This is a genomic window from Photobacterium ganghwense (assembly GCF_017329545.1).
Classification (GTDB): domain Bacteria; phylum Pseudomonadota; class Gammaproteobacteria; order Enterobacterales; family Vibrionaceae; genus Photobacterium; species Photobacterium ganghwense.
In genome coordinates this window covers 1,897,011-1,909,182 of the sequence record NZ_CP071325.1, presented here as the reverse complement: position 1 = coordinate 1,909,182, position 12,172 = coordinate 1,897,011, and the positions used below count along the sequence as shown (strand labels likewise).

At 49.4% G+C, this 12,172-nt stretch carries 10 protein-coding genes; 8 read left to right on the top strand and 2 right to left on the bottom strand.

Features of this window, described 5'->3' with window-relative positions; all coding sequences use genetic code 11:
• Positions 1-70 precede the first annotated feature (70 nt).
• The 7 genes from FH974_RS08775 (at position 71) to FH974_RS08745 (ending at position 7,872) form a co-directional block, all read left to right on the top strand.
• Positions 71-418: a DUF3802 family protein gene (locus tag FH974_RS08775; RefSeq protein ID WP_047885541.1), complete on the top strand. Its 348-nt coding sequence runs from the start codon at positions 71-73 to the stop codon at positions 416-418.
• Positions 419-694: 276 nt separating this feature from the next.
• Positions 695-1,126 (top strand): NUDIX domain-containing protein, encoded by a 432-nt coding sequence (locus FH974_RS08770; RefSeq protein ID WP_047885540.1) that lies wholly within the window; start codon positions 695-697, stop codon positions 1,124-1,126.
• Positions 1,127-1,145: 19 nt separating this feature from the next.
• The gene (locus FH974_RS08765; protein WP_047885539.1) at positions 1,146-1,922 is read left to right on the top strand and encodes an alpha/beta fold hydrolase; all 777 of its coding nucleotides are present in this window, start codon (positions 1,146-1,148) and stop codon (positions 1,920-1,922) included.
• A 360-nt stretch (positions 1,923-2,282) separates the two neighbouring features.
• A complete protein-coding gene (locus FH974_RS08760) occupies positions 2,283-4,316 on the top strand; it encodes a methyl-accepting chemotaxis protein (RefSeq protein WP_047885538.1) in 2,034 nt (677 codons plus the stop codon).
• Positions 4,317-4,548: 232 nt separating this feature from the next.
• Positions 4,549-5,280 (top strand): tRNA-uridine aminocarboxypropyltransferase, encoded by a 732-nt coding sequence (locus tag FH974_RS08755; RefSeq protein ID WP_047885537.1) that lies wholly within the window; start codon positions 4,549-4,551, stop codon positions 5,278-5,280.
• A gap of 165 nt (positions 5,281-5,445) precedes the next feature.
• Complete coding sequence (nagK, locus tag FH974_RS08750; protein WP_047885536.1) at positions 5,446-6,354, top strand: N-acetylglucosamine kinase; 909 nt, start codon at positions 5,446-5,448, stop codon at positions 6,352-6,354.
• Between the two features lie 255 nt (positions 6,355-6,609).
• Complete coding sequence (locus FH974_RS08745; RefSeq protein WP_207103192.1) at positions 6,610-7,872, top strand: DEAD/DEAH box helicase; 1,263 nt, start codon at positions 6,610-6,612, stop codon at positions 7,870-7,872.
• Between the two features lie 254 nt (positions 7,873-8,126).
• Here the strand turns inward: FH974_RS08745 and FH974_RS08740 are convergent, their stop codons facing one another.
• Positions 8,127-9,197 carry a ketoacyl-ACP synthase III gene (locus FH974_RS08740; protein ID WP_047885535.1) on the bottom strand — a complete coding sequence of 357 codons (1,071 nt, stop codon included), beginning with the start codon at positions 9,195-9,197 and terminating at the stop codon, positions 8,127-8,129.
• A gap of 157 nt (positions 9,198-9,354) precedes the next feature.
• Here FH974_RS08740 and FH974_RS08735 point away from each other — a divergent pair, with 157 nt between their 5' ends.
• Entirely contained in the window at positions 9,355-10,335 is a 981-nt protein-coding gene (locus FH974_RS08735; RefSeq protein WP_047885534.1) for a Gfo/Idh/MocA family protein, read from the top strand.
• Between the two features lie 379 nt (positions 10,336-10,714).
• On the opposite strand, the gene FH974_RS08730 is transcribed toward FH974_RS08735, so the two are convergent.
• Positions 10,715-12,085: an SLC13 family permease gene (locus tag FH974_RS08730; RefSeq protein ID WP_047885533.1), complete on the bottom strand. Its 1,371-nt coding sequence runs from the start codon at positions 12,083-12,085 to the stop codon at positions 10,715-10,717.
• Between the last annotated feature and the right edge of the window lie 87 nt (positions 12,086-12,172).

Below are 12,172 nucleotides of genomic sequence, written 5' to 3'. Positions count from 1 at the left end.
AATGGATTGCTCACCGGCGCTTCCGATACCTGTGCTGTTAGAATGAGTATTAGAACGAGTTACAATAATTATGGTTGTTGAATCAGAAGGTTATCACGCGCTGATTGAGTATTTTACCGAGCACTTATCACTGTTTGAGAAGTCGGAAACAGAAGCGTGTAATGAGACGGTTGAAGATGTTGTCACGGACATGATTGCAACCAATTTAATGGCTGTGTTTTCGCAAAACCCAGATTTGGAACCTGATTTTCGCTTCAGGTTGATGCAGGAAGCCGATGCTGTGATGGAAGACCTGAATGAAGTCCTCGCCGGGGCCTTGATGCGAAGTCCGACTAATGAGCAGGTGATGTTTCTGGAAGACTATATTGGTCTTGTCAAAAACCTGTTTGACAGTGCGATCAGTCAGCACGTTCAGTAAGTAAACCATGTTCCTGATACTTGGTCACGGCAGGCCATGTGGTGCGAACAGAGGTCTCAAAAACATCTAAAGACCGAATGGTAAAAAGGCAGCTCAGCTGCCTTTTTTGATCGCATTGACCAAGCATGGCTTTAACCCGTCAGGCCAGCTTAAAAGCGAAGGGCGAAGCGAACAAGCCACACACAGGCAAGTTAAAAAAGGCAAGCTAAAAGGGATGCAAGGCCAAAAAGAGAAGCCAAGGAAAAGATCAGATAAAAGTTAGCAAAGAGATTAGCCATGAAACCGCGCGTGAGTTTACTTCTGATTAATCCGAAGAGAGAAATCCTGCTTATTCATCGTATCAAGGAAGAAAGAGACTATTGGGTGTTTCCCGGTGGCGGTGTAGAGCAAGGGGAAAGCCTGTTAACCGCGGCGCAGCGCGAAGCACTTGAAGAAACCTCCTTTGTCCTTCAGCAGTTTTCTCCTGTATTTTCATTGTTGAATATGGGGCGAAGAGAGCATTTCTTTGTTGCCAATGTTGATAACATACCAGCCAGGCTGGGAAACGGACCTGAGCTTGAAAAACAGAATATCAGAAACCGTTATGAGTTAGTTTGGCTGCCTTTTGAGCAATTGAGTACGCTTGAGCTTTACCCGATGGACGCACGAGATATCGCCGTTACATTGCTGGTGGACGTCGAGACAGACTCAGTTCAAATACATGGCTAGGTGTAATAAATCAGGAACGATGATGAATAAAACAGGACATTATTTAACGGTCAATGGCGCCGATATTTATTATGAATTATCGGGGAACAGGGATGGCAAACCGCTGCTGGTACTGCATGGCGGTCTTGGGTTCATCGATGATTTGGAGCCTCTGTGGGCGTATATTCCCGCCGACGCTTTTGTTATCGCTGTTGATTTTCGTGGGCATGGTAGATCAGCACTGGGAGATGCTCCGCTCAGTTACGCGCAATACCAACAAGATATTGAGGCTGTGTTGGATCATCTGCAGGTAAATCAGTACGCCATTTTTGGCTTTAGTGATGGCGGAATTGTCGGGTATCGACTGGCAGCAGCCCATCCGGATAAGGTCGGACGGCTGGTGACACTCGGTTCACAATGGCGTCTTGAGCCTGATGATCCCGCGATTCGTGTACTGCAAAGCTTGTCAGCGGATTTCTGGGCTCAACGTTTCCCTGAGGATGTCGCGAGGTATCAGGCCATCAATCCGACTCCGGATTTCTCGCGGTTGGTCGATGCGGTGAAAGACGTTTGGCTGGATGTTTCACACACGGGCTACCCGAATCAGACGGTCGAAGCTATTCAGTGTCCGGTACTGATCATGCGCGGTGATAATGATTTTCTGTTTGCGCTACAGGAAGCAGTGTTGCTGAAAGCGAGTATTCCCGATGCCGAGTTTGCCAACCTGCCGTTTACTTCTCATGCTTGTCACCATGAAGACCCGCAGACGGTAGGAAACATCGTTAACCGATTCCTGCTGAACACTGACTGTAGTTGATTCGTCGTTCAGCGAATTACCCGAATTTTCTTAAAGCCAATAAGCAACCCTATGGTTACACAGGGTTGCCCCACACAGGGTTGCCCCACACGGGGTTACCATTTACGGGATTACCATTCACGGAATTACCATTCTCGAGGTTATCTATCCCGAGGTTCCCACTCAAAGGGATTGCTTGTACAGTTACCGGTAAAGGCAATCACTTTGTTTTTATTGATAATCCCGTAAATCTGAAATCTCCCTGTCATATTTCTCTTGTACTTTGCCCGCTAGCGATAATCAGTGTGATCCCGGTTCCGTATAAGGCCATCACGCACTGATGCTGTTCGCCAAAAACAGAAATAAAGGAATATGACAATAATGAAAATCCTCTCTCCGAGCGGCGCAAAAGTCTCAATTGTTCGTTCAATTCAGATTGTGTTCCTCATTTTGGTTACCACTGGCGGTTTACTGTCTTTCTTTGGTAACGATGGCCTTAAAAATGTTTCGCGGCAATTTGAAACACTGAGTCAGCAGGCGATTCCGGTCACCATGAATAATGCTGTCATGGTCAAGGCCGCTCTGGAATCTGCGCAAGCTTTGTCGTCAGTTATCAATAGCGCCTCGGTCGAGGAGTTAGAAACGGCTTACCGACAGTTTGAAACCGGGTATACCGCCATGGCCACTTCGCTGACGACGCTCGAAAGCCTGTCGGCTGAACACCGTATTGGATGGTTAACGGATGGTGTGGTGAAGTTGCAGCAACAGCATGCGGAAATTGTCACGATGGGCGAGCAGCTCAATCAGTCACAACAACAGATCCTGAAGAATCAAACCCGCCTGTTTGCCGATAAAGCCATGATGAATTATGCCGTTTCATCAGTGAGAGCAGAAATGAGCCGTGTCGGACAGGATGTGTTTTATGATAATCCGACCGGTATGAACCAAGTGACCAACTTCGTGAATCATTCGCTTGAGATGGCGAGCCATCTGATGGCGCTGATGCTGGAAACTGATGTCTATAAAGCGCAGGAGCTGGCCAAAGATTTACGCCGGACCAATTTATCCGGTATGGAATACGCCTGGCAGGAAATGAACCGGATCAACCCGGCGATGACAGAGTTTACCAGCGTCACCGTGCCGTTTGATATGGTGAAAGCGCTGTTTGCCGATGACGGCATTATCGCGCTGAAACTGCAAACCCTTTCACTGATGCAAACCCAGGCGGGAAAAGCTGAACGGGTAAGACTGCATATTGATGAGATGATGGGACAGCTCGAAACCCTGACTGCGGGGGCCAATCAGCTGGTGGCGCAAGGTGAGCGGGGAGTCATTGATGCCAGCGAACAGGCGACGGCGCTGTTTTTAACATTGAGTATCGCGGGGCTGATACTGGCTCTGTTTTCCAGTGTCTGGATCAGTGTGTCGGTACAACGATCGATAAAGACAATTGACCGGGTTGTCAAAGCGACCAGTGAAGGTGACTTGACGGTTCAGGTTGAGCAACGCATGCCAAAGGAATTTGCGGTGCTGGGTTCGTTGCTGGAACAGTCAAATGCCAATAACAGACAAATCCTGGCGCGATTGGTTACTAACAGCCACGAACTGAATCTTGCCGCAGAGAGCAGTCAGCAGGCGGCTTCTCAGTCACGTCAGGCGCTGAATGAACAAAGCGATGAGCTGAATACGATTTCAGCGGCGATTTCACAGCTTGAAATTTCAATAAAAGAAATTGTCAGCAGTACGGCTGAATCTGAGCTTGAGGCAGAGCAGGCCAGCCAGCTGGCGCAAAACGGCGTAGCAATTATAGAACGCAGTACTGTGAGGCTGCGGGAGCTGGATAATCAGTTTGCGGTGAATGAAAAGCGCATGACCGAGCTGGATACCCATGTTAACAAGATCACGGAAGTGGTGGAGCTAATTAGCTCGATTGCGGACAGCACAAACCTGTTGGCACTGAATGCGGCCATTGAAGCGGCCCGAGCAGGAGAGCAGGGGCGGGGCTTTGCGGTGGTGGCGGATGAAGTCCGCAAGCTGGCCAAAGAAACCAATATGCAAACAGAATCCATTCGACAGACCATTAACGAACTGCACCGCGCCGCGAGGGATGCGAACGAAGCGATGCTGGTAAGTCGACAGGAGATGACCTCGACAATCACCCTCAGTCACGAGGTGCAGCAGGCCATTCACCAGATGCAGCAAGTCATCACGGGCATTAACGATAAAATCATCACGATTGCAGCCGCTACCCAGCAGCAGGAGAACGCCTCGGTCGAAGTAGGGCGAAGCGTCGGACAGGTTTCCGGGCAGGCAGAACGTAATAACGCTCAGTTACTGACCCTGGTAAAACAGGCCGCAGCGGTGGCGGACATTGCTCATCAACAGCAGGACTTACTGGCAACTTACAAACTGTGAACGGATAAGCCTGTTTTCCCGTCGGGCAAGGTTGTTGGTAAACAGGCAACAGAGGCAATGAGCAGAAAAAAAACTGTGAAAATGCCCTGCGAAAAAGCCCTGTGAAAAAAGAGCAGAAAAAGCGTAAAAAACACCATGAGAACACGTCTAACGGTAGGAATTAACGCGTAATCATTGCAACTGATTCAGACGCCAGTACAATGCTGGCGTTTTTTATTGTTTGGTATCTGTTATGCGTATTCATGCTGTTCATAAGTTGTATGATGAGCGTCTTGCTCGCTCAACCCGGCCATTTCTGGCTCGAGGCGGTAAAGTTGAGCGCTGTCTCTACTGCATGTTACGTACTCACCTGTGTATTTGTTCAAGTAAGCCAGACATTGATTCTCAGGCTGCCTTTATGCTGCTGATGTATGACGATGAAGTGCTGAAGCCAAGCAATACCGGGCGATTAGTGGCCGATTTGTTCAAAGATACGTTTGCGTTTATCTGGTCACGGACGGAACCCAATCCCGACATGCTGGCCCTGCTTAATGATCCACAGTGGCAGCCATATGTGATTTTCCCAGCCGAATACGCGGTACCTGAGCGAGTGGCCGCGGAAGTCAGTGCGCAACCGGATAAGCGGCCGTTGTTTATTTTGCTGGACGGCAGCTGGGCGGAAGCCAAGAAAATGTTCCGGAAGAGCCCATATCTGAATCACTTGCCTGTGCTGTCGATAGATCCGGATAAGCCTTCCCGTTATCAGGTGCGCGAAGCCACCAAAGCCAATCAGCTGGGAACTGCTGAAGTGGCTGCACGTATCGTGGATCTGTACGGCGAGACAAAAAATGCCGAGGTGCTCGACTTGTGGTTTGATGTATTTCGCGAACGCTACATGACCGGCAAGCTCAATCGCACCTTGCCGGAAGCAAACGCGCTGAAAGATTTGTCCGAATGTATGGCCGGCTATTCAGTAATAAAATGACATTCCTGCGTTACAATATGCAACATATCGATGTTTCTTTCGGCAATCGCGACAGAGCGCATGGAACAGACCCCGCTAAATCTGTACCTCATCACAGTCTGTAGGTGTAGAAGTGTGGATAATTTTTTACAGTTTTGTTTTTAAATGACTTTCGGAGAGTGCGGGATGTACTACGGCTTTGATATTGGCGGAACCAAGATTGAATTTGGCGCCTTTAACGAAAAACTGGAGCGGGTGGCTACTGAGCGAGTACCGACACCGGGGGATGATTACGACAAGCTGGTGGATATCCTTGTCGACATTATTGAAAAAGCCGACCGTGAATTTGGAACTCAGGGCCAGATCGGTATTGGTATTCCGGGTATGGAAGATGCGGAAGATGGTGCACTACTGACTTCAAATGTGCCTGCAGCCAAAGGCCGTTTCCTGCGTAAAGATCTGGAAAGCCGTATTGGTCGTAGCGTTCAGATTGATAATGACGCTAACTGCTTTGCGCTTTCAGAAGCGTGGGACAGTGAGCTGCAGGGTGAAAAATCCGTACTGGGTCTGATCCTGGGCACCGGATTTGGTGGCGGCATTGTCATTGATGGCCAGGTCTTCTCCGGCAAAAATCACGTCGCGGGTGAACTGGGTCATACGCGTATGCCTATCGATGCCTGGTTCCATCTGGGCGAGAAAGCACCGTTGTTTGAGTGCGGCTGTAACAATAAAGGCTGTATTGACAACTACCTGTCTGGTCGTGGTTTCGAGCAGCTGTATGCCCATTACTATGGCGAAAATCTGAAAGCGGTAGACATCATCAAGCAGTACGGCGAAGGTGAAGTGCAAGCCGTTGAGCATGTCGATCGCTTTATGGAAATGCTGGCAATCTGTCTGGCAAACTTGTTCACGGCGTTTGACCCGCATGTGGTGGTGCTGGGTGGTGGACTGTCGAATTTTGACCTGCTGTATTCAGAGTTGCCTAAACGACTGCCTAAGCACCTGTTGTCGGTTGCCCGCGTACCTAAAATCATCAAAGCGAAACACGGTGATGCTGGTGGTGTTCGTGGTGCGGCATTCCTGAACATCCGCTAATCGGCGGCTGTAGCAAAATCGCATAGCAAAACTATTTTTGTTCTTTATAAGGACACAAGGTTATAAAGAAATAACCTCAATGAAAAAAGCACCGCTGGCGGTGCTTTTTTGCTTTTCGGGGAATCCGCGTGTTGGCTGATACTGACGGGGTACAGCCAGAATCATGAAAAGGTAGACAGTGAGAAAGTGTAATGAATCTCGCCAGATGCTAACGGTTGTGAATGAACTCTGCTAGAATCCCCGCTCGTTTTATCAATGCCGGATTCCAACATGCCTTTCCAAGCTTTAGGGCTTAACAGCCAACTTATCTCCAATATCCATGCTCTGGGTTTTCAACAGCCGACACCGGTTCAGCAACAGGCTATTCCTGAAGTGCTTGCCGGGCATGATGTGTTGGCGGGCGCGCAGACCGGAACCGGCAAAACGGCAGCGTTTGGCTTGCCGTTGATCCAGCAGCTGATGGCGGAACCGGCACGTTCTTATGGCGCTAAAACCGTGAAGGCGCTGATTTTGACGCCGACCCGTGAACTGGCGCAGCAGGTTTTTGAAAGCCTGAGCGGTTATGCCAAAGAAACCGATTTACGCATTGTCACGGCTTACGGTGGAACCAGTATTAAGATGCAGGTAAAAGCATTGGAACAGGGCGTGGATATTCTGGTCGCAACGCCGGGACGCCTGCTGGATCATGCCTATGTCGGGACCGTTGATCTCAGCCAGATCAGCATGCTGGTGCTGGACGAAGCGGATCGCATGCTGGATATGGGTTTCATTGACGATATCAAACGGATCATGAAGCGCATCAAAGCTGAGCGTCAGACACTGTTTTTTTCTGCGACGTTTGGCCCGAAAGTGAAAGAGCTGGCGTACCGTATCCTCAAGGATCCGAAAGAAATTGAAGTATCTCCGGCAAACAGTACTGCCGTCACGGTAGAACAAATGGTCTACCCGGTAGATAAGCATCGTAAGCGCGAGTTGCTCTCTTATCTGATCGGTTCCGGCAACTGGCAGCAGGTACTGATTTTCACGAAAACCAAACAGGGCTCCGATGAACTGGCCAAAGAGCTGGGTAAAGATGGGATCAAAGCGGTTTCTATTAACGGGGATAAAAGTCAGGGCGCTCGTCAACGTGCGCTGGAGCAGTTCAAAGAAGGTAAAGTGCGTGCATTAGTGGCGACGGATGTGGCCGCTCGAGGGCTGGACATCGAACAGCTAGAGCATGTTGTGAACTTCGATATGCCGTTTAAAGCAGAAGACTATGTGCACCGTATCGGTCGTACCGGGCGTGCAGGCCAGACCGGCAAGGCAATTTCGTTGATGAGTCTTGATGAAGAATGGGCGCTGCGAGCCATTGAAGAACTGTTGGATACCCGCTTGCCGCAGCAATGGCTGGAAGGTTATGAGCCGGATCCAACGGCAGAACCACTGGAAAATCTCCGTCGAGGTCGTTCAAGCGATAAGCGCCGCGCCAAAGCTAAGCATCAGATTCATAAGAATCGTGGGCGTCGTGTCAGCCGCTAACGGTATCTGTATTTAATAGGTGTTTGGCTAATAGATGTTTGGCTAATAGATGTTTGGCTAATATGTGTTTAGCTAATAGCTGTTTGGTTAATAGGTATTTGGCTATATCGCGTAACTTTCCACAGCCTTCACCTTAAGTACCAGAATATTTCAGCCCCCAAAAGGTGTGCTCTCGACGAAAAGAAACCCGTGCATTAGGCTGCACGGGTTTTGTTGTTTCAGAGACTCATGACGGACATATCCGATAACTGCTGTTAACGTTTGCAGTTTTTGATGGCGTCGGCCAGTAATTCTGTGGCTGTGAAGTGGCATTCAGGCAAATCCGCATCGCACGGATGGCGTGGCTCAACCCTCGGTCCCCATTGAATGACGCCAGCCCCCCAGGTCAACCCTGCACCAAAGGCAGCTGACAGAATGGTGTCTCCAGGCTTGATTTTGCCTTCTTCAACGGCTTCACACAGCGCGATAGGCACAGTGGCAGCCGAGGTATTGCCGTATTTATGGATATTGATGAAGGCTTTTTCCAGCGGGATGCCGGAATGCTCGCACAGCGCTTCAATAATGCGCTGGTTTGCCTGATGGGGGATGACGACGTCAATGTCATCCTGCGTCAGGTTAGCGCGCTCCATGACCATTTTGGCTGCGGTTCCCATTCCACGCACCGCACGGCGGAAGATTTCACGTCCGACAAAGTTGAACGCAAAGTGTCCTGCATCCGGGCTGTAGCGATCCATCCCGACTCCAAAATCCGGAATCGCCAGTACGTCGCGACCTTCTGAATCACAACCCAGCTGAGCTGTCAGTAGTCCAGAATGCTGTGTGGAGCGGCTTAATACCACAGCACCCGCACCGTCACCGAACAGAACTGCCGTGTCACGTTTACTCCAGTCCAGATACCAGGACAGACGCTCAGCACCAATAACCAGTGCATGCTCATAGTTGCCGGCCTGAATCATTTTACTGGCTGTTTCCAGCCCGTAGAGAAATCCTGTGCATGCCGCATTCATATCAAATGCTGCGGCTTTCTTAGCCCCTAAATCCAGCTGGACTTTCGACGCGATATTTGGAACCAGGGTATCCGGTGAGCACGTCGCGACAATGATGAGGTCCAGCTCGGAACCATCAATTCCTGCCGCAGCCAGTGCGCGTTCGCCAGCCACTTTGGCCAGTTCAGAAGTTTTCACATGGCTGATGCGACGAGAATGAATACCGGTGCGGGTGCGGATCCATTCATCAGAAGTATCAACAAACTGACTCAGTTCTTCGTTTGTCAGTTCGGTTGGCGGCAGACACTTTCCCCAACCAGTAATTTCGGCATAGTACATAGGATGACTCTTATTATTGTTGTCCAACACAATTTCGCCATGACACCTTAACGTAATTACAACAGAAAATCAGTGCGTCAGCTTGAAATATGGAGCGATTCATCAGGAAAAGGATTTGTTACAATCAGCAGGTACACATTAAAAAAAGGAATAAACCATGATTCGCTTGGGTGTAATAGGCACAAACTGGATTACCGACCGTTTTATCGAGGCAGCGCTCGCGTCAGGCAAGTATCAGTTGGCAGCGGTATACTCCCGGACAATGGAGCAGGCGAAAGCCTTTGCCGCAAAATATGATACCGCTGAGTGCTTTGACTCGCTGGAAACGATGGCGGCCTCTGAGGCTATCGATGCAGTGTACATTGCCAGCCCGAACTCGTTTCATGCCCCGCAGGCGAAACAGTTTCTTCAGGCAGGTAAACACGTGATTGGTGAAAAGCCGCTTGCATCGAACTTCACTGAAGTTCAGGACTTGATTGATGTCGCGCAACAGAATCAGGTGGTGCTGTTTGAAGCTATGAAAGCAACGTATACGCCGAACTTTTACGCCATGAAACAGGCGTTACCGAAGTTGGGTAAATTGCGCAAAGTGTATTTGTCTTACTGCCAGTACTCTTCCCGTTACCAGAAATACCTGGACGGTGAAAATCCGAATACGTTTAACCCGGCGTTTTCCAATGGTTCACTGATGGATATTGGCATTTATCCGTTGAGCACGGCGATTGCACTGTTTGGTGAGCCTAACAGTTTTACGGCACAGGGGGCACTTCTGGATTCGGGTGTTGATGCGCACGGTACGCTTGTGTTGCATTACCGCGAGTGTGACGTGGTGGTGTGTCACTCAAAAGTGAGCGATGGAATTATCCCAAGTGAAATTCAGGGCGAGCAGGGTACGTTACTGGTTGATTTTATTTCTGAATGTCATGGTGTAAAACTGCACCGTCGAGGTGAACCCGTCGTCGATTTGTCCGTAGCGCAGGATGAGAATGCGATGCGCTATGAGGCCGAAGTTTTTGCCGAATTGGTAGAGAGCCAGCAGGTTGACCATGAAGGGTTACTGCGCAGCCAGATTGTCAGTGCAATCATTACTCAGGCTCGAGAAATTATTGGTGTGCGCTATCCGGCCGATAAGCTGTAATACCTAATCAGTGAATACTGCTCGTCTGACTTGAGTCGATGTATAAGCAGCAACTGAAGGATACCTAAAAACACAGGTGCTTTTAGACGCACGATATTGATGAACGAAAAAAGACCGATATGTTCAGCTTACAGCTGTTCATATTGGTCTTTTTATTTGAATCTGTGTGTAACCCGGCCAGGAGATGCTTGTCTGGCTTTTTTGTCGCTAGGGAGCATTCGTGTATTACGACGAGAGGGCAGTAGATTGGCATCCGTGAGTGCTATGAAGGCGTTTTTATTGGGGCGATTGGGGGTAATTGGGCCGGGATATGGCAGAAACAGAAGGGCCTCTCAATTTGAGAGGCCCTTTTTATTGAATGTTTGAGCAGGCTGGCGGATTACCAGAACAGGTAAGCAATCAGTGTCAGCACCACAATACAAGCCAGGTTCAGGTAGATACCGGCTTTCATCATCTCAGACTGCTTGATGTGGCCCGAACCAAACACGATTGCGTTAGGTGGTGTTGCCACTGGCAACATGAAGGCACATGAAGCGGCAACAGCAATCAGAGCAGACAGAATGACAGGTGATACACCCAACGCTTCTGCTACGGTCGCAAATACTGGCACCAGCAGTGCCGCACTTGCCGTGTTACTTGCAAACTCAGTCAGGAAGACAACGAAGCCCGCAATAACCAGAATCGTGAAGAACAGACCAGCTTGATCCAGGAAACCACTCAGCCCTTCAGCCAGGAACACACTGGTGCCGGTTGCTTTCAGGATATTACTCAGACAGATACCACCACCGAACAGCAGCAGAACGCCCCAGTCAGTTGATTTTTGGATATCTTTCCACTCAACAACGCGCGAGGTGCCCAGCATGACGATGGCAAACAGAGCTACCAGAGTGTCGAAGCTGCCGAAACCACCCAGGAATGCGTTAATCGGTTTGCTGAAAATCCACAGGAAGACAGTGATAGAGAAGATAACCAGTGTCGCCAGTTTACCGTTGGTCCATTCAACCGGCTTATGATCCAGTTCGAACGTGTGGTTCAGGTTTGGTTTAAGCAGCAGGTACAGCAAACCTACAGAAACAGGTAGCAGGATAGCTGTAACTGGCACACCGAATGCCATCCACTCTGTAAAGCTCAGACCCACTTCTGCAGCGGCAATGGCGTTTGGTGGGCTACCAACGATGGTTGCGATACCACCGATGCTTGCACAGTAAGCGATACCCAGCAACACGAAGACATAAGTACTGCGTTCACTTTTGGCGTTAACTTTGTTCAGGACACCCAGTACCAGTGGCAGCATCATTGCAGCAGTGGCTGTATTACTGATCCACATAGACAGGCCTGCAGTCACCCCAAACAGCATGAATACGGCAACAGACATCTTGCCTTTAGCCATCAGCAGTACTTTGTCAGCAATCGCTTTATCCAGTTCTTGCTTATGCAGTGCGGCTGCCAAAGCGAAACCACCCAGGAAAAGGAAAATAATCGGGTTGGCATAGTTACTGAGCGCCTGAGGCGTCTGGAAAATGCCAAATCCAATTGCCAGAATAGGAATCAGGATAGCGGTAATACTGACGTGTAGCGCTTCCGTCAGCCAAAGTACAGCAACGAACACCAGAATACTCAGGCCGACAACCACGTTGTGGTCAAAAGGCAGGGTATTCAGCAGTATTGTAAAAAGGGCGATGTCTGCCAGCAGAATAATACTGTTCCGGTCAAACAGCCACTTACGTAGGGTCATGGTCAAGGCTGTCATAATAGTTCCTTTCGCTAGATTATAGTTATTACCGAGCAAGTGCTTGTCTTGGCGGTGAATCGGGTACAGATGTTATCAGTTGTATGG